Genomic DNA, 26918 nt, shown 5'->3' on the forward strand with positions numbered 1-26918 from the left:
GTCAGATTACTGATAAATGACAAGATTCGGTTCAGGATCCAGATTCAACACTTCTTCAGGTGTCATGAGCGGGTTATCGTAGTGAACACCAGGGTCATCTGAGTAGTGATACCATAGCTTGAATCCCTTGTATGGAATAGGCGAGGCTTCAGTAACTCGCTTATGCGTGGCTTTCTTTCCGTCGGGAGATCCCCAGCCTGAAGTGTTGTGCACCACCAGGACGGATTCATAATCAGTAGATACGGCTTCAACATCATGGATCATCTTCTCGACAAACTGATGGAACACGAACTGTCTGGTCCCCGGTATGTCATTGGATTCGATATAGTCCTTCATGATTTCCTGTACTTCATTGATCTCCTGTCCCGTAATGTGGCCAACCTCCTGCATCGGTCTTTCAGTCCGCCATTCCGGATCGAGTGCGAGATGGACATTCGGGTATCTCAGAAATGACAGAATTTCATTTATGGCATAGGTCGGATGATGACTGCCCATCTGGTGGTCGATATAGACCAGCACGCCTTGTTCGTAAGCTGCCTCAATATAAGACATGACGAGGTCATGATTCATTCTTAGAACCACTCCGCCTGGCTGAACCGTTCCATATACGAGATAAATGGCAGGAATAGCCCCTTTATCCTCATCAGCCTCATCATAGGTTTCCGTCGTTTCCTTCAAGAGATCGATCAGTTCCTCTACCGGATGACGGCCGACGATTCCCATGACCTCAGAGTTAGGGTGCCCATAGTATGCAACGACACGGTTATCCTCAAAAAGTGTCGGAGAGGTAAAAAAGTCATTCAGTTCTTCATCATCGAATGAAGTGGATGAATGAAGTTCATTCATATCACTGACGGTGTAGTCTGACGAGACCCATCCCTCATTCATACTCGAGTTATGATGACTGATTTGATACCATGTTGTCTCATTTTCTTCTCTTTCATCGATCACTTTTACTTCGTTTCCTTGGATCAAGCGTCCGAGCGTTTCACTTTCTTCGCTGCTGGCTGCTTTAACATTCGCACCGTCATCGCTGATGTAGACATTGTTTTCCTGATTGCCAAAGACCGATATTGATTCTTCCTCCTCTTCTTCAGGTTCTTCAGACTGTTCTGCTACTTCATTCGATTCTTCAGTCTGCTCACCTTCCGCTTCATCCTCTGCCTGATTCTCATCCTGCTCCTCGTTACTTGCCCCTTCTTCCTGCTGGGTATCCGGGACAACATCCTGTGAGCCAGCCTGATCCATACATCCCGATAAACCAATCACCGATACCGTCAGAATGACTGTCCATATTAAGTACCTTCTCTTTAACATTTAATAACCCCTTTCCATCCGTACATTTAAAAATTTCAATTCTCAGTTCAGTACCCGACCCGTTCGTCGAATCGGCTTTTGGCTTCCTCTTTTATGACTATGAAGCGACCAATGAAAGCAAAGAGTATTAAGAGCCCCCCTGTTAGCCATCCGCCGAGGCTAAATAATGCTGGTCCAAACAGCGCTAGTGTTACTCCGCCTAAAATGAGCAGGATTCCCAGAAAACCGTACAGTTTCATTCCATAGAGAGTCATAAACGGTAAATAATGTGCTCCTACAATGATCATAACCGCTGGAAAGAACCAAAGTTGTCTCTCGAGGATGACAGCCCCGACCAGCAGAAAATCGATAGGTACTATGAAAGCTATTTGCGATCCGAGTGCCCAGAGACGATTTTCATCACTCACTTTTGCACGTCTTCCCAATATGCGTAAAGTCAGTTGTGTCAATGGAAAGATGAACATCGATCCAAAGAACAGAACAATCATGCCGTGCACAGGAGACCTGTATACACTGAACCAGGATGCTGTCAACCATATCAGACCCGATACCAGTTGTCCGGCAAACCCTCCTAAAAAGGCAGACCGCATTTCCGTTTGAGCCTCGCTTAATGTCAGACACTCTTTCTTCTTAGTCACCAATCTCTACCCTCCTGACCGTTTACCGGGCTCAACTTTTTTCATCATCAGTCCTGTTCTCCCCCTTCATACCTATCCTTTTCCTGAGGATACACAAGCCCCATCTGTCTGCGGCATTCATCAAGCAAGCCCATCACTTCGATCGTGCTTTTGGCGGAAATTTTCTCACCTGTTTTTCGTCCGGATCTGATCTCCCCGGCAACATTGGAGAACTGCTTGCCGTACAAAAGATCATTTACTTCAAACGTTTCATCCTTATCTTCTGTTTTAAGCATGGCTGCTTGTGCCGAATTGAATTTAGGTACGTATATCGAACCTTTCGATCCCTTTATCTCGAAGTAATTACCTCCCTCTTTTTCCATGGAGACAAACAGGATGGCTTTGAACCCAGGATAATCAAAAGTAATCGTTTCGCTGTAATCGACCTCTTCCATTCTTGCTTCACACTCTATGCTTTCCGGAAGTCCAAACAGCTCGTAACAGTATCTCACATTATAGACACCGAGATCCATCAGAGCTCCGCCCAACATGGAGGGTGTTGTCAGTCTTGGGTTCGTTGAGTTATTTACTAGAGGGACTTCAAACGCACAGCTGACGGATTCTATGTCTCCCACAGCTCCAGATTGCACCCACTCCTTGACTTTTAGAGCAGTGTCGTTGTGCCATGTCCACATCGCTTCCGAAACATACACGCCTTTTTCTTCCGCAAAATCAAATACCTCTTTTGTCACTTCTTCATTTACCGCAAATGGTTTTTCACAGAGTACCGGCTTGCCGTTTTCAATGGAAAGTCGGGTATATTTTTCATGCATATCGTTATTCACATTGATGTACACCCCTTCTACACCTTGAGCATTGATTGCTTCTTCGGGCGTGTCATAAACGGTTCCGCCGAAATCTTCAGCAAAAGCTTCAGCCTTTGACTGTGTCCGATTCCAGACTGCTACGATTTCATTATCCTCTGTCTGCACTAATTCTTTTGCTGTTGTACGGGCGATCGATCCGCACCCAATGTAAGCCCATCCAAATTTCTTCATAATATACCTCCGTTAAAATTTTTACTCACTAAACATGCTTACTACCATTATAAACAGGAATCCGAAAAAAAGATATCAAGAACGGATAACCAATTTATCCCCTATGGTTTCAATAATTTAAATACTTGTGATATTCTAAAACCAGCTTACTCAAAGCGTTTATCAAAATATTATACTTTAAGGAGTGAGATCGAATATGGATTTAAGATTCGTTGGAGTAGTCATAGGCATATCCCTTGTCGTGGCATTTATCGCTTACTTTATACAGAAGAAAACTGCTGTGTCCAGAAAAGCCTTGTACATTACATTCGGAAGTTTATTTATCATCACGCTCATCACTTTGACTGCCAGCTACTTTATCGGTGGGTGGACAGGTCTAGGTCTGGGTATATGGAGTATATATATAGGCGCACCCTCGCTGACAACCGTTCTGTTACTCAAATTAACCGAAACCAATTAATCATCTCCATTACTGAGTAATTACCTATCTGTTGCCATCCATAATCTAAATTAGGATCTTCATCGATCGTATCAGTGTTTTTGTTTTATCAACTGATACGATTTTTTTATTTTTCTCTGGAGATCCTTTTCCACTTATACAGCAGCGAACACCAGCAATCTCCCGTCAAGAGAGAAGATGTAACTTTATCTACCCTTTATTACTATTTATCTAACCATTATCTCTTTCAAATTTCCAATGTAGTACAAAGATTCATTATATGATAATATATCATATAAAGGAGGCGCTTTCATGAATCGCATCAACAATAGTATACGGCAGATAACCTTTTATACCCTCTCATTGGTGTGGATGGAAGGGATATTAAGACTTAACGTTAACGGATACAGCAATTTCTTATCATTCAATCTATTTATTTCCTTTCTGTTCTCACTTATTCCAGCATTACTATTCTTTTTACTTACCACTTTGTTCAGAAAAAGAGTTAGTCAGATGCTGTCAGCTGTTTTTCTAGGTCTGACAGGTTTACTTTTTTCTTCTCAATTCATCTATTTTCAGTTTTTCAGAACCTTTTACAGCTTCTATTCAGCCGGTAATGCTTCTCAGATATTAGAGTTCCGACGCGACATATGGATGATAATATCGAATAATATTTTCTGGCTGATCCTGTTTTTCTTACCCTCCCTTTTCATTTTATTTATGGGCAGAAAGTTGTTCAGTTTTGATAGAATAAATGGTCTTTACCGAGGATTTGTCCTCGGTTTGATAATTATTTTTCACTTAACAGGACTATCTGCTATCTGGTTAAGTGGCAGAGATATGAACTCGGCTTATGATCTCTATTTTCAGACCCGTGACCCTATTCTTTCCGTTGACAGACTAGGGATGATAACGACGATGCGTTTAGATTTCCAAAGGTTAACTACAGGCTGGTCGCCGACTCAACGGGCACCAGAGATGCCTGACTCTGATCCGGAACCCTTAAAAGAACCTGAGATTAAGAAAAACGTACTACAGGTCTCGAATAACGAACCGGGCAAAACAGACAGGAAAGAAGAGAGTGTCGAGAAGCAGCCTGAAAAGGAAATAGAATACAATACTTTGGATATCGATTTTGAAAAACTCATGTCAAGTGAAACCAACGAAACGATCAGACAGATGCATCAGTATTTTTCCAGAGTTGAACCAACAGCCAAAAATGACTATACCGGAAAATTCGAAGGCTATAATCTGATTTTCATCACCGCTGAAAGTTTTGCCCCTTACACTGTGGATGAGGAACTTACTCCCACGCTATATAAAATGATGCATGAAGGATACAATTTCACTGATTTCTATGTGCCCCTTTGGGATGTCAGCTCCTCAGATGGGGAATATGTTTCAATGACCAGTCTTGTACCCAAAAGCGGGATCTGGAGTTTTTCTGCATCAGCTGATATAAAGCTTCCATTTGTCATGGGAAATAAATTAAAAGAAAACGGGTACCATACTGCAGCCTTTCATAACCATAGTTATACTTATTACAATCGGGATGCTTCTCACCCCAATATGGGCTATAAATATACAGGTATCGGAAACGGGCTTGACATCCAAGGCGGATGGCCGAGATCGGACCTGGAGATGATGGAAGCCTCCGTTCCTGAATATATCGATGATGAACCTTTCCATGTTTACTACATCACTGTCAGTGGACATATGCAGTATTCTTTTGCAGGAAACAATATCGCTTATAAAAACAAAGAATATGTCAAGGATCTGCCTTATTCAGATCAGGCCCAGGCTTACCTGGCCACCCAAATCGAACTGGATAAAGCTTTGGAGAATCTGCTCAGCCAGCTGGATGAGAAAGGTATTGCCGATAAAACGTTAATTGCCTTAACAACGGATCATTATCCTTATGGTCTGGACAACAGCACGATAGACGAGCTTGCCGGGCATGAGGTAGAGAAGGATTTTGAACGCCATAAAAGCTCCCTGCTCCTTTATACTAAGGGTATGGATCCTGTTACGATAGATAAACCAAGTTCAAATCTCGACATCGTGCCTACACTTTATAATCTGCTCGGGATAGACTATGATTCCAGATTGTTTATGGGGTCAGATATCTTTTCTGATGCCCGCCCCCTTGTCATGTTCAGAAATAAAAGCTTCATCACTGACAAAGTCAAATACAATGCAGCTACAAAAGAATTTGTACCCAGAGAAACAGACAGCAAAGAAAATTACGACGAGTATATCGATGCCATATCTCTGTTGATCGAAAACAAATTCTATTACTCAGTCAAAATCCTTGAAACAGATTACTATAAAACTTTACCGTACTGAAGTATTGATTTCTGCCAATATCTATTATTAACAGCAGAGTGATGGTAAAATTTGAAAAAGCTGAAAACACCGTTAAACAGAGGAAGTAATCCTCTATTTGACGGTGTTTTCTTTGTTCTTTTAAATTGATACTGAAATAGAGTCCCGAACCAGCTCTTTTAGTTATATAATCATTCCCTGATCGCCTCTAGCGGGTGGGACCATCCGTTGAATTTTACCACAACGCAACTGGTCTGGGCATCGCATGTAGTGGCTGCTCAAATAATAATCAGAGACTATTTTCTTATTCAAATTGCAGCTGGAAATAATCCGGTACGATTTTCGGCATTTGTCTGTCTAAGAGATGCAGGACCAGTTTTGAGACAAGCACACCCGGTCCAAGCGCCTGACCGACACTGATCGTAGGGATCGAACGGTTCTCGACCCAGCCGGCGATATTCTCTTCCGTTGCGTAATCAGGAAGGTTTTGGCTGTAAGCAGAAGGTGGAAAAGTCTTACCTTGCAGCTCCTCGATCGTTATGTCTTCAGGTATATTTGTATAGTCTTCTAGAGTCAGCCCTTTAGGATCAAACGTCAGAACTGATGTCCCGAACCCTAAGGCGACCGCAGTGGTGATGAATAAGTCTTTCTGTCTGGCGGCACGGTGAAGGGCGACAGATTCCGGAAAAGCAAAATAATCGATCGCATCAATGACGTAATCAGCCCCGTCTAAAAATGAGGCTACATTTGTCTCAGTGACTCCATCGTTATAACACACGATCTCCATATTGGGATTGATTGTCAGTAAATGGTTTTTTAATGCCTCCGCTTTTCTCTGGCCTACAGTTAAGTGCGTCGCAGCACACTGGCGGTTGATGTTAGAGACATCAAAGGTATCAGGATCTGCCAGAATCAGTTTCCCTATGCCCATTCGTGCAAGGAGTTCTGCTGAAAAGCCTCCGATACAGCCGCATCCTGCAACAGCGATCGCTGTATTATGTAGTTTCTGTACTTCCTCTTCTGACATAATGCCTAAATTTCGAATAAATTGTTCTTTGACCATTACTTGATCCCCTCCATTACTTTTTCTTCACTCTCCACGAGATAGTCATATAATGTCCGACGTTTTTCCTTCAATGTCGTAAGGCATTCTGAGAGATTCAGCACACACGGAATCGTTTTAGATCCAAGGTAGACATTCGGTTCCCCGATGACTTCAAAAGGAAATTTAAAAATACGGTGCATATAACGATAAACGCGTTCATCAATACAGCATACCCAATGGGTAAGACCATTACTCAATGAATAATTCAATACCGTGCGAATCAATCCTAATCCGACATCGTGTTTCGGCATCTTGGTAAATGCGCTGATTTCTGCATATTTATTATCTTCAAGCCCTGCCAATTTCAATTTTTCGATTTCGAAAATATTGAAATGTTTCATCGTGGGAAGGTCATCCAGTGACATGAAAATAAGACGTGTAACCCCTACCACTTCTTTGGCATCAGCCGTTTCTACCACAAAATATGTCGAATGATCTATGTATGGATCTTCGTCATCCTTTTTCAAAAACCCCACTTCCTGATAACGCTGATGATGAAGGGCTATTGCCTCCGTACTTTTGTTTCCTTCAACTCTTCCAAAATGATACTCTTTTTCGCTTTCCATTATAACACACTCCTAAAAATAGTTTTTTAGTGAAAAATTTGCCATATTTTAAAGCGTTACCAAATATAAAAACCATAGTTTCATGGTTATTTATGCTAAAAAATGATAAAATCTTAAAGGATAGTCACTTCTTTAAAATACATGAAATTAGGATGATCGACCACTATGAATAAACCTTTAAATGAAAAGGAACAATTAATGCAGGAACTGATCGAAGACTATGATCAGAACCTGAACAATCAGATAATTAAAATAGCATCGATCTACATCATACTGAGTATCAGCTGGAACCTTATATTCCGATGGTTTAATCTCCCACTCTCACGAGCTGATCTGGGAATACTACTACTCATTTTTGCTGTCTTATCAACCGTTTTCTTAGTCTTTCGCTTTACCCGTACATCTACAAAGTTGAAGACTCATATCGTCTTACTGTCAGTGGTTTTCGTCATCATCAGTTTGTATTTCGGTTCAGGATATTCTGAAGCATGGAGTTACTTTCTGCTGATCCCTATCATCACCAGTCTTTACGGTAAGCGGTCCCTGTCCATTTTCTACTCAGTGATGGGACTCCTGAGCATGGTCTTTGTACGCATAGGTTTTCCAGGCAACCTCTCTTACATAGCGGATACAATAGATATTTCGAACCGTATCCTTCTATATATCATTGTTGCAACATTCAGCTACCTCTTGCTGTCTAAGCTGAATATGCTCTACAACAAACAAGTCAATACGGTCATCCAGTCAATGGAAATGACACTTGAACAGGTCGTTCAGAGTTTCATTGTGGCGATGGAAGCCAAGGACCTTTACACCTTTGGTCACAGCGAACGTGTGAGCCAATATGCGGTCGCCTTAGCCAAACATCTTCCTGAATACCAGCATGAACAGAAGCTCAAACATCTGAGGTTAAGCGGTCTTCTGCATGATATCGGCAAAATCAACATGCCCGAACATATTCTGACCAAGCCGACAACACTGACGGATAAAGAATATGAAATCATCAAAACGCATACGTCGCTCGGGGCTCAAATGGTCGAAAAAGTCGAAGGCCTGAAAGGATTGAAAAATGGAGTCCTTTATCATCATGAAAGATGGGACGGTAAAGGCTACCCTACTGGCTCAAAAGGACTGTCCATTCCTTTAGAAGCACGCATACTTGCTGTGGCGGATGCCTTTGATGCCATGACATCCACAAGAGCTTACCGCAAAGAACTGCCTCTGGAAGAAGCATTCAGGCGACTGGACCAAGGGGTAGGCTCACAGTTTGATCCCAACTTGGCACAAGCCATTGAAGCTGCAAGACCTGACTTTTTAAAAATATATTTTGACTGCCATGATCCTTTGGACGAATTTGAAAAAATGACTGATTTTCTATAGTAAGCTTTAAATAAATCCTTATGTATAATCATACCACTTAATTTATTAAATCACCGTATCCCTGTAAACCTGTTCTAAATGTTTTCTTGATCTTCAAAAAAATAGCGTCTCACTCCTACGCTATTTTTTCACAATTATATCCTAAAAATAAATATATATCAATGTTTTTTTGTGGGATATATATAAAAAGTATTCTATTACCACATGATGAATAAAAACCTTGCGTTTGATATTAAAAACCCCCTGAAGCGAGACGATCATTTTTGTCTCGCTTCAGGGGATTTATATATTGTCTCATTTCTTCTATTATCGTGTCATACTGGTATTCCTGCAGCAGCAATAGTGACTGTACGAGCCACGAGACTCTAATACGAACACACAAACGCTATTGAAGATCACTGCCGTCAAGCACGACATTGATCCTGCTGATTCTTCCCTCGCGATTGAATAAAGTCTGACTTGTCTCCTGATTCAATACATGGGTATCTTCAAAAACTTCTTCTGTCCCATCTGTATAGGAGACAACGATTTCTTTCTTGTCTTTCAGTTCATATGTCACCGGCACGGCACAAACGGTAAACCCTAAAGACTGCTCATCCAGCTGGATCATTTCCTTGTCCAAGAGATTGCTCTCCGGCAGATCCCATTCGACCATTTTATCCAAAAATTCGGATTTCTTTAGCAGTAGAGGGTTGAATCCTACATGACCCTCTTTTACCGTCACACCCAGTTCTTTGAATCTGGAAATAATATCTTCCTTGACCTGACCCGTCATTCCGGGCTGCTGTACACCGGCAAAACTTGGCGTGTGCGAGTAGGCTTCTGTCGGAAAGGCACCATACTGTTCAGGTGATTTGTTGACCCCTATCCCAGCTTTGATATCCTCATAGTAGGCTATAAGCGCCTCAGCTGTCTCATTCATGCCATGACGTCTGTAGGTATCAGAAAAGTTTTCCTGAGCCGCTAACGCTAATTTTGAGACCATATGCCAGTAAATCGATCCGAGGCCTTCGTACTTATAGAACGTACCGGAACGGCCAGTAAAGGCATGGTGATTGAATAAATCGGAGAAGATTTCCTTCACTCGTCTTATTTCTTCAGCCTGGTACTCTCCAGTCATTTTTAATGCCTCTTCGATCTCTTCACCGTTTCTGAACTTCCCGTTAAAATGATACTTGCCATTGATATCTTTCTCAATAAAACGAGTCCGGTCATTTTCCAGCTCAGCTTTTAATATAGCGGAAGACATGACTTTTTCTTCAGGAATCACATTCTTCTCCAGGAATCTTGGCAAATCACGGTTTGGATAGAGCATATAGCTGTTCTGGTCCTCACGATATATAGCACTGGCTTTCAGTGCCTTAAGAACAGACAGAGCTTCATCTCCATCAAGAGCTTTTGAGCTCAATACGGATACTTGGCCTTCAAGCATTTCATACAAATGAGAAACACTGCATGCATCCTGATCGAACCTGATCAGATTGTATGAATGATAGAGACCGTCACTGCGTTTGTTTTTCTTGATGGAATCATTCAAATGTTTCAGGGAAAAGTCTGTGAAAGCCTTCAGGTCAGCCTTGGAAAGCTCTTTCTTCTCTCCACTGAAACCATTCGTATAAACAGCGTTTCTATACTTCTCACCGATTCTTCCCAGTGCTTCCACGATCTCGAAACGCTCTGCATCGCTGATATCATTACCGAGAAGAACCGCCTTATCCTTGAGTACAGCCAGAGTCTGTTCAAACATTTCAGCGACTTCAACGGAAACCACTACAGTATCCCTTCCCATTTCGTCTAGAAGCTGACTCATGTATTTCTGGAAACGGTGCATGTAGTACAAGGTAACCATTGACAAGCCATTACCTACTAATGCGTTGTTGGCATCATTCCATTCTGGACGCTGTGTATTCATCCAGATACCGCCCTCTGGAACATAGTTTGAGAATTTCGAAAGTAAGGAAACCAGCAGTTTTTCCATAAGGTTCACCTTATACAGCGCGTCTCCTTTAAAGAGGAACTTGCCGTCAGAGCCAAGGTGCTCTACTCGCTCACTGATCTTCTGCTCATTTTCATCATCATAGTCGATGCTGTTTCTCGGATCATCGACAAGTGAATCAAAGCCTTTGATGCGGTAGGGAACGTTAGCATATACAAAAATATCTTTATGCAGCAGGTCCAGCAGTTTTTTTGGATGGTAATCCTGAGACATCTCCATCAGTTTCAATAGATAAATCATCTGGTGATCCCCCCAGTAGCCGATGTTCGACCATGGATCATCTGGATCGAGTGTTTCCCAGTCAATACCTTCTTTTGTAATGCGGTAAGGATTATACCCATCTGGAGTCGAGGCATTAACGAATTTAGCTATGATACTTTCAGTGTATGCAGGGAAAGACATGCTTAAAGCTTCCCAGTTCTGGAAAATATCCCGCCAGTTCCCTTCAAACTTAAGCGCTTTACCCCCGTCTTCTTTCGTTACTTCGATATTGAATTTGTTCCACGGTCGACTAGGATCACCGTGACGTCGACTGAATGTCAAAGGCAGATATTCGTAAACTAAGCGTTCGAAATCCCTTTGATTCAACTCTCCTGCCTGTTTTAACAGCTCATTATACTTAACGGTTTCAGGCAGTTCATTCAGAAAACCTGACACATTACTGTAGACTTCTTTATTCCATGATTTTATGAAAGATTTGAAATCTTCCCTGTCGATGTCATAGCCGCCTGCATAGATACCTCCGCGCATAATGTTATACAGAGTATTGGAGAAATGCCTATAGCTGGCCTTTTCATCAGCTGTCTGCTGAAAACCGTCTGCTTCGAACACGAGCTTTTTGAGCGTCTCGCTTCCTCTTTCGACATCTTTTTCGACTTTAAGGTTAAGCGCTTCAGTATCAAGGATATTTTTTTGGAGTTTCTCAACATCTGCAGCACTCTGATTGAGCTCTGCAACGATGATCCACTCTCTTGATTTGGATTTCTCCAAGGTGATCGTGTCCACAACGTAATAAGACCCTCTACGTCCTTTCACGTCGTTTTCTGTCTCGACCCCTCTGTTCTCCGAGAAGGCATCCAGTTGCTGTTCTGATAGAAGATAGCCCGGTTCATCCAGTCCTTTTGACCATACTGTCGTTGCTTTCAACGATTCACTTGGTTCGGCCTTGTCCGTCAGAATCGAACTGAGGGTATAGATGCCCAGTCCAGAGCCTTCCAGCAATTCAGAACGTTTATACCCATCTACGAGGGTGCTTTTCGTATCCTGGAGCAATGTGTTGACCCCGTAAGGCAGAATGTTTCGAATACCGTCAAGGACTTGAATGTCGGTTTTTTCTTCAGTAAGATTGGTCAGATTGGATTCCTTTACAAACCCAAAGGCATCACTGTTTTTCCAGGTGTAGCTGTAGCTTACTTTCAGGTCATGATTGATTTCTTCAAACATGATTTTATTTCCTGTAACATTTTTATATAAGTTTCGCGTGATTTCATATACATTGCTGTTGTGACGGGAGAAGGGTTTCCACAGAAAATCCTTTCCCTCTCTATTGACGATCAATACCGTGTGGGGCCCCGTCGTTTCTATACTGTCGTGGATCTTGTCATCCGTATAATAGGGAAACAAGGCTGACTCGGCATTTTTTCGTCCGCACGTCAGTCCGCCGGTGCTGGATACAAACATCCAGTGATCAGCATCACTTACTACTGTCATGAAAAACGGATCCATTTGATCATAATTATCGATCTTGAAATATGTCTCTTCGTCCACTGACACCGTTTGCATTGAAACGTCTTTTGTTTCAGGCTTTAACGCTGTCTTCCCAAAGTACAACTTATCTGTCTTAGTCATCATCTAATCCTTTCTTTCTTTAAATTTTATATTTATCCGATCCGTTTCAATTATATAGTTTAACGGTTACAAGTGCAATTAACTTCAAGAACATCGGCCTTAAAAAAGAGGCTGACTTTCATGATCGACCTCTTCGATAAGGCGCCAGTAAGAGATTCTTTTAGTTTTCAGCGTTTTTATAAAATTCGTACACACGTTTCCATGACAGGCTTTCATCGACATCCAAACTGATATCTGCGAAAACTTCCGGGCAAACCACATGGCGGTGTCCCCATAAGGCTATTTTGGATGGCTGGAACTCAGACAGCTCACGGACACCCGCTTGGGCATTATCATTGAACACTTCCCAGTTATATGCTCCATTCCCTGGTTCCCAGTCGATACTGGCATAGAAATCTGCCTCAGGGCTCACCGGCCATGTCAATCTATCCTCATTCCTGTCTATAGAACCAACAGCTACATCGATCGTTTTCATTTGAGGCATCGTCAACCGATACGCTGCATCGATGAAGCGATCATTGATCCCAATAAAATTATGCGAATATTCATTTGTATGGATCGGGTGGTCTCCCGTGTTCGTCAGCTTATAACTGATGATCAGCCGGTTATCAAAAATAGCGACTTCTTTTAATAAATGATAGCCATATCCGCTTGGAGTGGCGTCTGTGATTTCAAACTCCACGGAGTTAGCTGCTTCTTCGGTTTTTACTTCTGCAGGAATCACTTCGTAATCTTTAAAAAAATCATAATCAGCCTCCTGCTCTTTTCTGAGCTGCCCCACCCCGATTTTAAGAAAGAAATCCCCGGGTTCGATCTTTTCATATCCGACTGGCCTGTCGATACCGAATTCGTTGCAGAACCCCAACCCACCTGTTCCTTTTCCTTCTTCCAATTGTTCAGGGACACAGTAAGTGACCTCTCCGTCGAGAGTTATCTGACTAATGAAACCCGTCCAGTCAAAACGGGCTCCTTTATAAACCGTTCCCGGCTCTGCTACCTCTACTTTTAATCGGTCATTTTCTAAACAATACATATTTTCCCTCCTGATCTGAATAGTTTACTTCATTACTTATCATTTAACTGCAGGACTACTCCCAGCTTTCACGCCTCTCTTTTAAAAAACCGACGCAGCTTAATAGAACCTCCGCATAGATTTCTTTCAAGAAACACAGCGAATCAATTTTTTTCTCTGCTAATGCTGACTTTAAAGAAGTTTATTTTAATTATCCACTTACTTCTATGTAAAATCAATACATTCCCCTTTTTTATACATATGAGTAATAACCGTGTTACCCAATGAAAATCACGGTAAGCACAAGCAAAAGTTTTTCCATTTATAAATTAAATCCTCAAACTCTACTTGCGTATTTAATATGGTATGATGAATATAAATTTAAATCTTAGGGTGTTCAATTCTATGTATGCAAAAGTAATCAATTTATTAAATAATGTTATTACCTACTTCATCTATGCCATATATCCTATGGTTCTCATACTGTTGGTGTATAATAGTGATCCACGTTTTTGGAGGGCTCTGCTTGTTCCAGCCATATCCTATGTCCTCGTCAGTATCTTCCGAAAAGTCATTGATGCTCCAAGACCCTATGAAGTGACGGGAAACACACCTATTATAAAAAAAGAAGCGGAAGGAAACTCTTTTCCCAGCCGACACGTCTTTTCTGCCTTTGTCATTGCCACAACGCTCTATTTCATATCAAACCCATTAGGTATCCTTTTAATGGCAGCCGGCAGTATATTAGCTGTTTTACGTGTCATCGGCGGTGTTCATTACCCAAGAGATGTCATTGCCGGCGCAATAATCGGAATCCTATCGGGCATATTAGGATTCTATCTTTGATCAGTATCTCTTGGAACTTGTCCTTTACAGACAAAAAGCGAAGTCTCTTCAGTCATTGATTGACCTGGACATTCGCTTTTAAATCTGTCATTCTCTTTGGGATCGAACAATGATGAAATGATATTAAACCTTTGGATCCGATATCTTTAATACCTAACCCTTCGTTGGAACATAAGGTATTATTTTGGCAGCAAGATTACTGATCGGCATCGTTTGAAGCGTAACTTTTCCAGGTCCAAGTAACTTCACTAAGAAGGCCCCTTCGCCACCGAACATCATATTTCTCAACCCTTTAACTGTTTCAATGGAATACGTGACACTATTATCAAACATGAAGACATTCCCTTGGTCTACGAGAAGAGCTTCACCATGCTTCAAATCATACTCCACAAGTGAGCCGTCGGCCTCTAAAAACAGATCGCCCCTGCCGGAAAACCTCTGCAGTACAAAGCCTTCACCGCCTAGAAGTCCAGTAGAAAACTTCTTAGTCAAAGCCACTTCAAAATCAACGCCTTCTGTAGAAGCCAGATAAGCACTTCGTTGAGTCAAAATCTCGCGTCCGTTCATACCAATGTGAACGATTTTCCCCGGCAATGAAGAGGCAAAGGCGATTTCCTGATTGTCTTGTGTGGCCTTATACCTATTTTGAAACATACTTTCTCCAGAGAAGGCTCTGGATAAACCTTTAAACAGCCCCCCTTGACTGGACGTTTCAAGCTCAAACCCTTCTGTCATCCAGGACATATTCCCTGAGCTGGTAATTATAGTTTCACCGCGGTTTATCATGCAGCGAAGGACCGGATATTCTCCCTGTATTTCAAATTTCATTTGTCTGATCTCCTTTGAGTTGAGATATTCTATTACTGTGTTTTGATTTCGTTATATATAGAATAACAAACTATTATAACAGTATATATTTTAAACACATTATATTCCTATAGCTACTTGATTACAACTTCGAAATAACGGATGACGGTGTGCTTGATACTCACATTGAGCTGCAAGATTTATGGATCAAATCAAACCGAATAAAATAAACCCCACGGTATTGATGGCAAAATTGGCAAACATATGTACAAGCCAGGACGGATATATATTTCCGGTCTTTTCATTCAAATAATTAAAAATGCAGCCTCCGGCAAACAGGCCTGTCATGGCTATCAGATAAATACTCCAGTGAAACCATCCACTCATCATCCCTACGTGATACAAAGCAAACAGTAAAGCACTGAATACATAGGCGAAAAAACGCCCGGTATTTTCCTTCAAAATCAGAAAAGCGAACCCCCGAAAGAAAAATTCTTCCAGCAGGGAATTGATCAGAGAAATATAAATGGCGACATATATGAAGTTCCTCGCATTCACACCAATATCCCCTGTTAAAGAGTCGCGGATCGATGATAAATCAATGTGGTCTTTTAAAGCCACATAAGCAAGAAAGATCACAGCGTAAACGCCGACCCCGAGTAATAAGGCAATTTTCACATCTGACTTTTTTGGAATGAACAGTTTTTTTAAATGATGATATTCACTTTTATACCTGAGAAAGTATCCCATTGGCACAACTGAGAACAGGATGATTTTCAAAATGGACTTGTACAGATACGGCAGCTGGATAAAGCCGTCTATGAGACTCATACCTAAAGCAGATAGTGTGATAGAAAGTATCAGGAAGATGCTTTTTCTGTTTAACTTCATTTTATCAAACTCCTTTAATACCAAATAATCCGATTTTAGTTCCTCTACTCATTGTACTGTAAAGCAGAGTCAAATACAGAACTTTCAGTCAAAGAATCTGAACGTTGTGCTGATTTTATTTTATCCAGCATCTTTTACACTGTACTTTTTCAAGATAAAAAGGTGATCTCTCTACCTTCTATAAAAAAAAGCCCCACCCCAAAGCTTTGGCTTTTGAGGGTGGAGCATATTGTCATTTAATATTACCCAGGGTAATTCGAGTCGGCTGAGCAATCACAGCCCTTTAAATAGATTTCCAGCCGATCACGGTAAAATGCAGGTCATGGGCGACGCCTAATCCAAATCTATATCGAGCACTAGCGGTGTATGGTCCTGGCGTTCTCCTGAATCCAGCATGTCTGAATCCTGAACTTTGTCTGCCAGTCTGTCACTGACCAGCCAGTAGTCGATCCTCCAGCCTGAATTGTTCACTTTGCTTGTTTTGGCACGCTGATTCCACCAGGAATACTTCCCAGTAACATCACCATGAATATATCGGAAAGTATCTGTGAAGCCTTTATCCAATAGTTTCGTGAAGCCTTCACGTTCTTCATCCGTAAAACCAGCCGATCGACGGTTTCTGTCAGGATGAGCGATATCGATTTCTTTATGGGCCACATTGAAATCACCTGCAGCAAGGACCGGCTTCTTCGCATCCAAACTGGCTAAGTATTGTGCATACTTTTCATCCCATTGCTGACGTTCTTCCAGTCGGACGAGTTTGGATCCGGAATTAGGTGTATACACTTGAGTGACATAAAAGCTGTCAAATTCCATCGTGATCATACGCCCTTCGCAATCCATGGTATCCGGCACCTCGATTTTAGGATAAGTTACGACGGGATTTAAATGCTTTTTATATAAAAACATCGTACCCGCATAACTTTTTCTCGCCGGTTCTTCTGACGTACGCCAGACATACTCATACTCCGGGAACAACTCGTTTAAAATCGTTTCATGCTTTTTTGTTGGTCCGGTACGGGGCAATTTTGTTTCCTGGATCGCAACCACATCTGGATCCTGCGCTATGATCGTATTGATTACTTCTCGGGACATGACCGCTCGATTAGAATCGCTCGTCAATGTTGCATTTAATGAATCGATATTCCATGAAATCAGTCTCATTATAATTAACTCCTCTATTACTTTTTAAATAATCACTCTTTCCATGATAACACTAAATAAGAAAGCGGACGATTATTTTGACTGGTTTTTAATCAGAATCAGACGATCCACTTTTTTCACTAGCAAACCAGTTCCCTTTCTATCTACGCCATAACCATGACTAATATATAAACGGAATAATCTTTTTCGTCCGTTTCTGATACTTTTTGTACTCTTCACCGAAAGAAGTTAGTAACACTTTTTCTTCCGTATGAATACGATATAAAATCGCTGAGGTCGGAAAAACAAATGCAAACAGGGAGGATACTGGATGAAAGAAAGCAATGGATACACCTAGAAAGATAATTATTTCTCCTGTATAGGAGGGATGTCTGATGAACTTATAAAGACCATCCTGTTCCAGTTCAGTTCCTTTCTGAACCCCCACATTTACTGAAAATGATGACCCCAACTGTCGGATGGCACTGAACCTTACCAGGACTCCTGTAAGGATCAATGGAATACTGAGATAACGCCACCCTCTGAACGGCAGACCAAACGCTGCCCCCACTGACTGATCAAACAGAAAAGACCCTATCATCCCAAAAAGTATCAACGCTAAAACAATATACTTACTTTTCTTCTCAGTATTCTCCTTATTAGTGTTTTTATTTAATGCAAGAAAGATGTACATCTCCATTAAAATCCAAATCCCAATGTTCATCCAAAAGAGGAAGTGTCCAATCATAACTGCCATCCTTTACGATTTAAGCAGAACCTACTAGCTTACTACTTTTTTAACTAACAGGGGCACTATCACGGCTCAACTGATTTATATACTCCTATTCAATGAGCCAATACGTTTAATAATTGAAGCAAGTCAAAAGTATAACATACTGGATCTCAAGGGAGGAATCATCTCGAATAGTTTACTTTGATCTCTTACACTGCAATTGTACTATAAGGAAATAAAAGTCTGAATGCGAGCATGAGTCAAATCATTTCATGTTCACCACTCATTCCGCTGCTTTGATGATAACATATACAGTGGTTTTCATAATTTTTTCTCTGCTTTCAAGCTTAGAATCAGAGGTAATTTCCCTTCCAGTGTTGGATAATAACTTAGACCATTTTCGTCTAATGCACTGCCCCCCATCCCGGGCATACATCTGTCGTATTCTTTGATATGCGTGACATAGAGTTTTCCATTTGCCAAGCCGTTAATGATCGTGCTTAATTGATGTCCCCAAAAATGATTTTCGGCTTCTTTGGCTTTTGAAGCGTACCCGCCAATATGATTATCGGCATCTGCTGTCGATTTAAAATAGGGATATTTAGGAAGTAATTTCCCTTGAGCTAAACCCGTCTCATCAAAAATCAGCATAAACGGATGCCCATCATGTAAATAGAAAAACCCTTCATTTTTCAGGAAATGAGAGATGACTTCTCCCCACTTATTTAAATCAGGCAGCCAGCCAAGCACACCATCTGTCGTCAATACTATATCATATTCTCCTTCATGGACATCCATCAGCTTCAATATATCTGATTCAATAAATGTTGCATTGTTTATTCCAAATTCCTCTGCCAGCTTTCTTGCAAAGAATACATTTTCAGGAACTAGATCCACTCCAGTGACTATAGCGCCTTTGCGAGCCAGTAAAATCGAATCTGCTCCAGTATTGCATTGGAGGTGGAGAATCTTTTTGCCAGCCACATCACCTATTTCCTCCTCCACCATAGGATTTAATTTGAAATCACCTTGTGCTAATTTTTCTCTAAAATAGTAATAGTGATCTTCTGCTATTTTCCCCCATGCAATTTTATTTGCTTCTATTTTTTCTGTATCATTCTTTATATCGCCATTCATTTCATTTCCTCTTTTCTTATTCTCTTTTTTTTGACACCACGAACATCTACCACTTTATTCTCTTTCATTTTCTTTCCTAGCTGGATCAACACTTAAAACCACAATTACTCATTCATTATACACTGGGTTGGGACCATTTATATTTTTTCTAAAATAAACAGGGCCCAGCCTTCGTAAGGTCTTCGGTAATTAAAGTACATTTTATACCACGTATCGATCCACTTTTCTTTATTATCAAACCCTTTGTCTTTAGGATGGCTCCTCAACCATTCCAGATCTCTTCTGGCAGACCAGGAGATATATCTCTCCCATTCATTGTCAGTGCATCCGGCCATGTAAGAGACATAATATCCTGACCTTTTAAACGTATCATATAATCCTTCCAGAGTTAAAAGATCGCCTTCAAACTCAATCAATGCCTGAGGAACATCTTTCTGTTTATAATACGGTTCTCCGATTACGATTTTTCCACCTTCTTTTAAAAAGGGGTCCAGTGCTTGGATCGTACCGGAGACATCTCCAAAAATAACTTCACCGATCAGACAAGCGACATCGTACTGTTCGTCAGTCTTGAACTCTTTGACATCTTGACAGACCAAATCTATTTTATGATTCAAGTTGCTTTGTTCAAGCCTTTCATTCCCCTTTTTAATAAATTCATCGCAAATATCGACGCCTTTTCCATTTATTCCATAAGCCTCTCCCCAGAGCTTGAGCATTTCCCCATACCCGCAGCACAGATCCAGCACGTTACTCTGATCGTTTAGATTCAAATAATATCCCGCCTCTAATACCTTTTCTACCGGTGCCATGCTGATCAAATACTTACTTTCATCAAATTTTGTTATCATATTATTGTGGTCCATTCTACTCCTCTTTCCTTGAAAAATCCTACAGTCTCAACAGCGCATTCATTACAGTTATCATTCATGGATTAACTAATTTTTACCCAAACCCATTGAATCACTCATCCTGAACGGGTAAGATCAGATGGCTTCAAACGGAACGGGCCACTGAATGATCCCTATATTTTCATCACTTTCTTCTACGCCTCTTTTATAGACATCAAAGGCTGGGTCACTTTTGAGAAAGCAGATCATCCCTGCCGGCCATGCTTTTGTTTTCGGACTCATCGTTTCTTGAGTGAACCAGTCCATCCTTACCGGATGCAGCGGTAAAGAGACGTTTTCTTGCAGCTGATAGTCATTCACGACCTTTGCTAAAACATCTTTGGCTGCCGATTCATTCTCCGCAGCAAAGGATGTTATTTCTTTCGTTCTCTCATGGATGCGTGTATATCCGACAATGCGCCCATCCAGACTATAGATTCTACTTTGGATGTCTTTGCTGGTACTCAACCACGAATGAATAGAAGCATCGGGGACTATAGCCAAAGGAACGTCAGCATGTGTTTTTGACCACATTTCCTGCAAAGCATCGGTATCTTCTGTCAGCGGTTTTCTGGCTGTCAGCTGACTGCCTCTGCCCTTTTCAGTTAAAGGTAAGGATATGCGGATAGAGGTCTCTCCAAATAAATGAGTTTCATAGCCAAATCGAGGATAATATGTGTCATGGCCTAACAGGGCAATAAATGATAGGCCTGACTTTTCCGCTTCCCGATGGACTGCTGTCATTAACTGGCTGCCAACGCCTTTTTTCTGCCATCCCGGTTTCACACCGAGGGGCGCCAGGATACCTCCTGTGAATGACTGATTTTTTAATGTGAACGTATACGGTGTGACCATGACATGACCGATGATGTCTCCTTTTTCTTCCGTGACAAGAGACAGCCTTGGCGTATAGGCTTTTTCTTGGCGAAGCAGGCAGGCCAGAACGCTTTCCTCCTGTGACCCGCTATTTTCAAAAGCTGAACAGTGAAGTTCACCTATTTTCATATAATCTTCAGATTTTTCTGCCCGAATAATCATTTATCCTCCTCCTCTTTGATCGTTAAATTTTCTACATATTTTCTTCCCATGAGGTGTTTCTTTTTCCGATAGTCTTTAGACTTGAACACGATATCAAAATCATAGTCTGCGGGATAAAGTTCTTCCGCTTTTATATGAAGCGTCAAGCGTTTATGGTTGATGGTTTTCTTATTATTCTTTACCTGGACGATATAATCGCCCTTAGCATCCGGCCCCTGGTAGATGATTCCTTTTTCATTGTCAGGAGAGATTTTCACATTATCTCCTTGACTAAAAAGTATCCACTCTTTTTGCTGCTTCACTTTTTTCTTAGTTTTGAAATAACGATCGACTGCAAGCTGTTTTTGATAACTACGTTTGAATTGTTCTTTTTCTTCATAGTGATACTGCTTTCCAGTTGTTTCATATGTCAACTCGTGAGCTTTTTGGACGAGTTTCGGATGCATGCCCAGTTTCATTGCAATGGGAAAAGCTTGGCTATCCCCAGCCTCCCCTAACAAAAGACGATACGTCGGTTGAAGAGATTCAACGTCAAATTCCATCGACCCATTCAAAAAGCCGGATTTTTTCTGAGCCAGTCTTTTCAATTCACTGTAATGAGTCGTCGCAAGCAAGGCTGCGCCTTTGTTGACCAGCTGCTCCATGATTATCTGTGCTAATGCCATACCTTCCCGCGGATCGGTACCGGACCCCAGTTCATCCAAGAGGACGAGCGTATTGTCGTTTGCCTCTTCAAGAATATGAATGATATTTTTCAAACGTGAACTGAATGTACTCAGATTTTCATCCATACTTTGACCATCACCCATATCGACATACACACGTGAAAACAGGTGAAGACTCGTCCCCTTTTCTGCTGGAATCATGAGCCCTGTCTGTGCCATCAAAACCAGCAGACCTAATGTTTTTAACGTGACCGTCTTCCCTCCTGTATTTGGACCTGTAATGATCAAGGCACGGTCAGCCCTGTTTAAACAAAAAGATAAGGGAACCGCGTTACTTCCAAGCAAGGGATGACGGGCGTTGTTCAAAGTAAGCGTGTGATTTTCATTTAATTCGGGTATCGTTCCCCCGATCACCAGACCATATTTTGCCTTGGCAAACAATACGTCGTAATAAAGCATCGTTTCCACTGCAATAGTGATTTCGTTTTCTTTCTCAAGAATCATGCCGGTCAGTGTGTGTAAAATCTGTTGCACTATATTCTCCTCAGATATCCTTAATAGATCAAGCTCCTGGATAACTGTTTCTACTGTTTTTGGCATGATGAATACCGTGGCCCCTGATGACGATACATCAACAGCTGTTCCTTCTATTTTGTTTTGAAACTCTCTTTTTATTTGCAGTGCATAGTTCCCGTTTTTCTCGATGACATGACTCTCCTGTAAATAGGTTTTTAACCGGGGAGACCGAGCGAGGGATTCAGCCTTTTCTCTGGCTTCCGTTTGCTTTTTCCTTATCAGTCTCCTGGTCTTTGCTAATTCAGGCGTAGCCTGGTCATCGATCTGTCCATGATTCAAGCTTCCTTCCAGCTCACTTTCCAGTTCTGTCAGATCTGCGATCGACCAGACATAAGTAGCAATGATTGGAGCTAATGATTCTTTATCTTTCATAAACTGTTTCAGTTTTTGACAGTGTCTCAGGAAAGATAAAACTTCTGATAACTGGTCCACTCTTAAAGCGAGACCTTTATGACTCTGCTGTAAAAAGTGCTCTATTCCGCTCAAAGGATAAATCGGTACACTTGCACTTTTCTTTAAAATAGCTACCGCCTCTCTATTCTCTTCAAACATACGCTCAAGCTGCTGTTTATTGAATAACGGTTGACTCTTCTTAATGACCTGCTTTGCTTTTTCAGTTGACGCTTCTCTGGAAACCTGTTCTAAAATCCTGGTATACTCTAACATTTCAAAAGTATTATTTTCCACTGTGATTCTCCTTGTTATTTAATTCATGTTTTAAACATCATATTTTATATACAAAAAACCGTTTTAAGCCAAGCTTAAAACGGTTGATAGACCCTTCACACTTCTTTATATGGAAGCGTTTACCAAAAGTGAATGAGATAAGATTTTGCTCTCACTTATAGTAATCCTCCAAATAAAAAAACTATGACAAATAGCCATAGCTTAAAAGTCTTCGCTTTATCCGCATGCTAGCTTGTTCTTAATATTCTTGAAAGGCAACACAAATAAACCAGCATCCAGCTGATTTTTTACCATTTCAAGTCATATCCAATTGTATGGATTAATTAAGAACACACGCACTCATAAAAAAGACTCCTTATTTGTGAAGGGATATATTTCCAACTCAAGTATAGCGAAGACGAAGACGGTTGTAAACCATGAATACTTGGCGATAGGCATTACGCGACAAATATGGAGCAGCCTCTTCAACAAGACCGAGAATAGGTAAGACATTCGTATATTTATTGTAGCTGTTTTACATCCGAGGGCTTTGATATGCCGCTGTTTTTTTGTCTAAAAACCCGCTGAATTTTGACCTTTCGCGAAGTCACGCTGGATAGACCTTTAGTACATTATTTGATTTTGCGGAAAATATAATTTTCAGCTGTGGATTTATACTTGGGGCCTTTCATCTGTTCGTTTATCTTTGCCAGATCAATACTTTGACTACTTGGTAACACAAAATAGGTATCCAAATGGGTACGGATGATTTTATTATTCTTTCCAACGACCCCGATGAATTCAAAATCATCATCGAATTTTGCTAAAGTAGCATCGCCATGACTATCGTTGCACAATAAAATACCGCCCGTCTTCAAATACTTTTTGGTTGCCTGCCCAACAAAGCCACCATATTGAGAAATGATCAGATCGACCGGTTCGATATCCAAGGCTTCTGTATAGTCCTGACCTAAAAACACGATGTCACATGGAGCCTCATACTCTTTATTTTCATTGATATATTCCTTGATTGGCTCTATTTTTCTGAAAAATTTAATGGCACCTTTGAAATTATCCACGTAAATTGCCTGAGGTATAACTAAAGATGGCGCAATATCAATATGACTGCCTGGATAAAGGACACGTTTGACGTCATACTTTTTCGTTACTGATTCATACAGACCTTTTCTATCCCCGATTTTGTCTTGGTATTCGAGGAATTCCTCTGCTACAGTGCTTTTATTCATTTCGCTACACCTCTTATGTTAGATTTAAATTCAGGGATGCGACTCTAAGATGTTTTGCAGCTATTTCATTTCCCATATTTTATTCAAGTCAACCCCATCAGTGATCTTTCTTCAGTAATTCTACTACCCGGTCGACAACATCGTCCCACAGCCTTTTCCCCAGCTCGGCACTCGCTTGAGTAGGATCACCGATAACCCCCGTTTTAGAATAATTGCTGAAATCTAAATCAGGATCTCCCCAATCGGGTTCGTCACTATGAGGATTTTTTATTTTATCTTCCCTTACATTTTCCGGATGCCTGTATAGTGTGACCGACGTTGTAAAGCTATCCGCATGTCCACCGGCTACCTTGGGATCACCGCAGGAGCACCAGGCTTCATAAAAAGGATGCTGTAAAGTCGAAACTTCAGCTTCTTCGTTCTGAGAATTGAATTTATCAATTACACGATCAACCTTATGTCCACCACAACCTCGCCAAATGAACAACTTTTTAAATCCCTGATCAGAAAGAGACTGAAGAACAGCGGAGATTATTTCCTCATGCAACTTTTGAGGAATATTGATATAACCACTTCCAAAATTTTTATGTTCCGGTGTAGGACCAAAGGGGATTGCAGGCAGCACCAGTGTTTTTATATTGTATTTATCCAAAGCTTTTCCGGATACATCCATCATCAATTCTTCTGCGAACCAGGTATCAAAATCAACGGTGACATGGGGTCCCTGCTGTTCTGTACACCCGGTTGGAATAATGATGCTGTAATCCTCTTTGGCTTTCTGTGCGATTTCTAAGTAGGTCAGCTTCCCATAATGCATTTTTAAACTCCTTTATATGGGTCTTGATCAATTCCGATTGTAATACTTTTCCCAACTACTTTGTATTCACCCTTTTCTACTATTCTGTAACTCATCTCTTTGTCTTCTTTTATTGAAATATGAAAAGAAATGCGAGGATAGGCTTTCAACTGAGTCCCCATATTACGGGCCATTGTAGGCGTTACCCCATGCAGCTTGTAAAATGCACGGGTAAAGGCATCCGGTGACTGATAACCATATTTTAGTGCAAGATCTATTACTCTAACATCACTATTTTGAACTTCAAATGCTGCAAGAGTAAGCCGCCTGCGTCTAATATACTCCGATAATGGAATATCAATAATAAAAGAAAACATTCGTTGAAAATGATAGACAGAACAACAAGCCATTTTTGCTGCTACAGCGTAGTCTATTTCATTAGTGAGATTATCTTCTATATAATTTATCGCTCCATTCATTCTTTGTAACCAGTCCATCCTCTTAACCTCCTTCTCATCCCAACTATAATAGAGACATGCAAAATCTTCCCGATTTTCTATGCACGATATTGCAGGATTCATTTTTAACTCATTTATTTTCATCTCTTACAGCTTATATCATCCTCTATCAATGGGAAATTTTAAACTAATATTTTTTGGCACTAAGCTTAGAACAATTGGCGATTTGCCTTCTGGTTCAAAATAGTAAGTGAAATCTTTTTGACTACTGTCAGTGAATTGTACCCCTTTCACGTGCTTATTTAATTGCAGACCTCACTATAGTCTTGAATAGTTTTATCACTCAGCTGCCAGCACAGTGCGCATGGCTAATCTGACACCAGTACTGGGCGAGGCGATTTGCGAGACATCACCGACAATAAACAGATCCTTCTCCAGACAATAGAAGGCAAAAGCACCTGTCGAACCCGAGTGACCAACCAATGTGTATTTTTTCCCAAACGGGTATGATGCAGTGATTTTCATATATCCCCCCATATAGTGAATAGGGTAGAAAGACATCTGAAGCGGATTGCTCTGTGCCTGCTTGGAGAAGAAAGTTTTATCAAAAAGTTCTCCCTTCCAAAAAGCCTTGATAAAAATCATTAGTTCCCGTGCCGTTGTGACTCCCCCGCCACTCGCATAACAGCTGCGAATAAACAAAGGCCTATATAAACGCTGATCCTTATAGTACGTATGTGGGATGAAGTCACTTTCCGTGTTAGCAAGATAGGTGTGTTTGAGGTTCAATGGAGAAAATATGTATTTTTCATAAGCCTCCTGCAGCGTAGAAGCATTTGCTGCCTCAATGATTTTACCCAGCAAGTCAAAGTTAACATCTGAATAGTAAGCTTTTCTTTTCGTTCCCGGTATAAATCGGGCTTTCATATGTTTAATCCATTCAAGTTCCTCTTCAAATGAATAGGAGAAATCCCGATCTTTCACTTTTGAAAAAACAGGTTTCGTCCCTGTCAGATAAAAATCAGGCAAACCACTTGTCTGTGATAGTAAATGCTCTATAGTAAGCTCAAAGGTATACTCTTTACCCTTAAAAACATGAAGTCCGGAAATCTCTTCTTTAGACAAATAATTAGATAATTCATCTTTTAAATTTAATTTACCCTCCTGAACCAAGGCATAAATACAGGTAGTTGTTAAAAGCTTTGTTGTACTAGCCATAAGCATCGGAGTATCAATATCTCGCTTATACTCTCTAGTAAAGTTGAAATCCCCAGATGCATTACCAATCATCAGTACGCTCTCAAAAATTTTATTAGAGGACGTCAATTTCTTGAAATTTTTTTCGATTTTGGTAGTGTCCAC

23 protein-coding genes are annotated in these 26918 nt (G+C 40.9%); 4 read left to right on the plus strand and 19 right to left on the minus strand.

Going from position 1 to position 26918, the window contains the following annotated elements; translation table 11 throughout:
• Window positions 1-6: 6 nt before the first annotated feature.
• The 3 genes from BM049_RS05525 to BM049_RS05535 are packed head-to-tail and all read right to left on the minus strand — an operon-like array spanning window position 7 to window position 2992.
• Window positions 7-1317, minus strand: a complete 1311-nt coding sequence (locus BM049_RS05525) for an SH3 domain-containing protein (RefSeq protein ID WP_091529339.1) — start codon at window positions 1315-1317, stop codon at window positions 7-9.
• A gap of 47 nt (window positions 1318-1364) precedes the next feature.
• Window positions 1365-1955 (minus strand): DUF7010 family protein, encoded by a 591-nt coding sequence (locus BM049_RS05530; RefSeq protein WP_143079461.1) that lies wholly within the window; start codon window positions 1953-1955, stop codon window positions 1365-1367.
• Window positions 1956-2002: 47 nt separating this feature from the next.
• Window positions 2003-2992 (minus strand): Gfo/Idh/MocA family protein, encoded by a 990-nt coding sequence (locus BM049_RS05535; protein WP_091529343.1) that lies wholly within the window; start codon window positions 2990-2992, stop codon window positions 2003-2005.
• A gap of 196 nt (window positions 2993-3188) precedes the next feature.
• Between BM049_RS05535 and BM049_RS05540 the strand changes: the two genes are divergently transcribed.
• Together BM049_RS05540 and BM049_RS05545 are read left to right on the plus strand one after the other, a co-directional pair.
• Window positions 3189-3452 (plus strand): YesK family protein, encoded by a 264-nt coding sequence (locus tag BM049_RS05540; protein WP_091529345.1) that lies wholly within the window; start codon window positions 3189-3191, stop codon window positions 3450-3452.
• 819 nt (window positions 3453-4271) lie between these two features.
• Window positions 4272-5777 carry an LTA synthase family protein gene (locus BM049_RS05545; protein ID WP_177188604.1) on the plus strand — a complete coding sequence of 502 codons (1506 nt, stop codon included), beginning with the start codon at window positions 4272-4274 and terminating at the stop codon, window positions 5775-5777.
• A 283-nt stretch (window positions 5778-6060) separates the two neighbouring features.
• Here the strand turns inward: BM049_RS05545 and BM049_RS05550 are convergent, their stop codons facing one another.
• Both BM049_RS05550 and BM049_RS05555 read right to left on the minus strand, forming a co-directional pair.
• Window positions 6061-6819, minus strand: coding sequence for a ThiF family adenylyltransferase (locus BM049_RS05550; protein ID WP_091529348.1), 759 nt, complete (start codon window positions 6817-6819; stop codon window positions 6061-6063).
• Window positions 6819-7427, minus strand: coding sequence for an N-acyl amino acid synthase FeeM domain-containing protein (locus tag BM049_RS05555; protein WP_091529350.1), 609 nt, complete (start codon window positions 7425-7427; stop codon window positions 6819-6821). The genes BM049_RS05550 and BM049_RS05555 overlap by 1 nt, the downstream gene beginning before the upstream one ends.
• Before the next feature lie 165 nt (window positions 7428-7592).
• Between BM049_RS05555 and BM049_RS05560 the strand changes: the two genes are divergently transcribed.
• Window positions 7593-8807, plus strand: a complete 1215-nt coding sequence (locus tag BM049_RS05560; RefSeq protein ID WP_091529352.1) for an HD-GYP domain-containing protein — start codon at window positions 7593-7595, stop codon at window positions 8805-8807.
• A 385-nt stretch (window positions 8808-9192) separates the two neighbouring features.
• Here BM049_RS05560 and BM049_RS05565 read toward each other — a convergent pair whose 3' ends face one another.
• Complete coding sequence (locus BM049_RS05565; RefSeq protein ID WP_218147215.1) at window positions 9193-12654, minus strand: hypothetical protein; 3462 nt, start codon at window positions 12652-12654, stop codon at window positions 9193-9195.
• A 157-nt stretch (window positions 12655-12811) separates the two neighbouring features.
• A complete protein-coding gene (locus BM049_RS05570; RefSeq protein WP_091529353.1) occupies window positions 12812-13684 on the minus strand; it encodes a hypothetical protein in 873 nt (290 codons plus the stop codon).
• Between the two features lie 384 nt (window positions 13685-14068).
• Here BM049_RS05570 and BM049_RS05575 point away from each other — a divergent pair, with 384 nt between their 5' ends.
• Window positions 14069-14509, plus strand: a complete 441-nt coding sequence (locus tag BM049_RS05575) for a phosphatase PAP2 family protein (protein ID WP_177188605.1) — start codon at window positions 14069-14071, stop codon at window positions 14507-14509.
• A gap of 153 nt (window positions 14510-14662) precedes the next feature.
• On the opposite strand, the gene BM049_RS05580 is transcribed toward BM049_RS05575, so the two are convergent.
• The 12 genes from BM049_RS05580 to BM049_RS05635 form a co-directional block, all read right to left on the minus strand.
• On the minus strand, window positions 14663-15337 hold the full coding sequence (locus tag BM049_RS05580; RefSeq protein WP_091529356.1) for a TIGR00266 family protein: 675 nt from the start codon (window positions 15335-15337) through the stop codon (window positions 14663-14665).
• Between the two features lie 186 nt (window positions 15338-15523).
• Window positions 15524-16207 (minus strand): CPBP family intramembrane glutamic endopeptidase, encoded by a 684-nt coding sequence (locus tag BM049_RS05585; RefSeq protein WP_091529358.1) that lies wholly within the window; start codon window positions 16205-16207, stop codon window positions 15524-15526.
• A gap of 333 nt (window positions 16208-16540) precedes the next feature.
• A complete protein-coding gene (locus BM049_RS05590) occupies window positions 16541-17371 on the minus strand; it encodes an exodeoxyribonuclease III (RefSeq protein WP_091529359.1) in 831 nt (276 codons plus the stop codon).
• A gap of 160 nt (window positions 17372-17531) precedes the next feature.
• Window positions 17532-18050, minus strand: a complete 519-nt coding sequence (locus tag BM049_RS05595) for a methyltransferase family protein (protein ID WP_177188606.1) — start codon at window positions 18048-18050, stop codon at window positions 17532-17534.
• A 354-nt stretch (window positions 18051-18404) separates the two neighbouring features.
• Entirely contained in the window at window positions 18405-19220 is an 816-nt protein-coding gene (locus BM049_RS05600) for a class I SAM-dependent methyltransferase (RefSeq protein WP_091529362.1), read from the minus strand.
• Window positions 19221-19357: 137 nt separating this feature from the next.
• A complete protein-coding gene (locus BM049_RS05605) occupies window positions 19358-20086 on the minus strand; it encodes an SAM-dependent methyltransferase (protein ID WP_091529365.1) in 729 nt (242 codons plus the stop codon).
• 120 nt (window positions 20087-20206) lie between these two features.
• Complete coding sequence (locus tag BM049_RS05610; protein ID WP_091529367.1) at window positions 20207-21148, minus strand: GNAT family N-acetyltransferase; 942 nt, start codon at window positions 21146-21148, stop codon at window positions 20207-20209.
• Window positions 21145-23076, minus strand: a complete 1932-nt coding sequence (locus BM049_RS05615) for an endonuclease MutS2 (RefSeq protein ID WP_218147216.1) — start codon at window positions 23074-23076, stop codon at window positions 21145-21147. Before BM049_RS05615 ends, BM049_RS05610 begins: the two co-directional genes overlap by 4 nt.
• A gap of 611 nt (window positions 23077-23687) precedes the next feature.
• Window positions 23688-24302, minus strand: coding sequence for a hypothetical protein (locus BM049_RS05620; RefSeq protein ID WP_091529368.1), 615 nt, complete (start codon window positions 24300-24302; stop codon window positions 23688-23690).
• 97 nt (window positions 24303-24399) lie between these two features.
• On the minus strand, window positions 24400-25119 hold the full coding sequence (locus BM049_RS05625) for a creatininase family protein (protein WP_091529370.1): 720 nt from the start codon (window positions 25117-25119) through the stop codon (window positions 24400-24402).
• Between the two features lie 2 nt (window positions 25120-25121).
• Window positions 25122-25595, minus strand: coding sequence for a helix-turn-helix transcriptional regulator (locus BM049_RS05630; RefSeq protein ID WP_091529372.1), 474 nt, complete (start codon window positions 25593-25595; stop codon window positions 25122-25124).
• Between the two features lie 300 nt (window positions 25596-25895).
• Window positions 25896-26918 carry a serine hydrolase domain-containing protein gene (locus BM049_RS05635; protein ID WP_218147217.1) on the minus strand — a complete coding sequence of 341 codons (1023 nt, stop codon included), beginning with the start codon at window positions 26916-26918 and terminating at the stop codon, window positions 25896-25898.

The organism is Alkalibacterium subtropicum (assembly GCF_900112455.1).
In the GTDB taxonomy this organism is placed as follows: domain Bacteria; phylum Bacillota; class Bacilli; order Lactobacillales; family Carnobacteriaceae_A; genus Alkalibacterium; species Alkalibacterium subtropicum.

Coding starts and splice junctions, on each gene's coding strand:
- BM049_RS05590 (WP_091529359.1), bottom strand. CDS start 17,371: ATGAGACTGATTTCATGGAATATCGATTCATTAAATGCAACATTGACG.
- BM049_RS05575 (WP_177188605.1), top strand. CDS start 14,069: ATGTATGCAAAAGTAATCAATTTATTAAATAATGTTATTACCTACTTC.
- BM049_RS05620 (WP_091529368.1), bottom strand. CDS start 24,302: ATGAATAAAAGCACTGTAGCAGAGGAATTCCTCGAATACCAAGACAAA.
- BM049_RS05610 (WP_091529367.1), bottom strand. CDS start 21,148: ATGATTATTCGGGCAGAAAAATCTGAAGATTATATGAAAATAGGTGAA.
- BM049_RS05565 (WP_218147215.1), bottom strand. CDS start 12,654: ATGATGACTAAGACAGATAAGTTGTACTTTGGGAAGACAGCGTTAAAG.
- BM049_RS05625 (WP_091529370.1), bottom strand. CDS start 25,119: ATGCATTATGGGAAGCTGACCTACTTAGAAATCGCACAGAAAGCCAAA.
- BM049_RS05550 (WP_091529348.1), bottom strand. CDS start 6,819: ATGGTCAAAGAACAATTTATTCGAAATTTAGGCATTATGTCAGAAGAG.
- BM049_RS05600 (WP_091529362.1), bottom strand. CDS start 19,220: ATGAATGGCGATATAAAGAATGATACAGAAAAAATAGAAGCAAATAAA.
- BM049_RS05555 (WP_091529350.1), bottom strand. CDS start 7,427: ATGGAAAGCGAAAAAGAGTATCATTTTGGAAGAGTTGAAGGAAACAAA.
- BM049_RS05585 (WP_091529358.1), bottom strand. CDS start 16,207: ATGAAGTTAAACAGAAAAAGCATCTTCCTGATACTTTCTATCACACTA.
- BM049_RS05545 (WP_177188604.1), top strand. CDS start 4,272: ATGAACTCGGCTTATGATCTCTATTTTCAGACCCGTGACCCTATTCTT.
- BM049_RS05595 (WP_177188606.1), bottom strand. CDS start 18,050: ATGGAGATGTACATCTTTCTTGCATTAAATAAAAACACTAATAAGGAG.
- BM049_RS05630 (WP_091529372.1), bottom strand. CDS start 25,595: ATGGACTGGTTACAAAGAATGAATGGAGCGATAAATTATATAGAAGAT.
- BM049_RS05535 (WP_091529343.1), bottom strand. CDS start 2,992: ATGAAGAAATTTGGATGGGCTTACATTGGGTGCGGATCGATCGCCCGT.
- BM049_RS05525 (WP_091529339.1), bottom strand. CDS start 1,317: ATGTTAAAGAGAAGGTACTTAATATGGACAGTCATTCTGACGGTATCG.
- BM049_RS05580 (WP_091529356.1), bottom strand. CDS start 15,337: ATGAAATTTGAAATACAGGGAGAATATCCGGTCCTTCGCTGCATGATA.
- BM049_RS05540 (WP_091529345.1), top strand. CDS start 3,189: ATGGATTTAAGATTCGTTGGAGTAGTCATAGGCATATCCCTTGTCGTG.
- BM049_RS05570 (WP_091529353.1), bottom strand. CDS start 13,684: ATGTATTGTTTAGAAAATGACCGATTAAAAGTAGAGGTAGCAGAGCCG.
- BM049_RS05605 (WP_091529365.1), bottom strand. CDS start 20,086: ATGGACCACAATAATATGATAACAAAATTTGATGAAAGTAAGTATTTG.
- BM049_RS05560 (WP_091529352.1), top strand. CDS start 7,593: ATGAATAAACCTTTAAATGAAAAGGAACAATTAATGCAGGAACTGATC.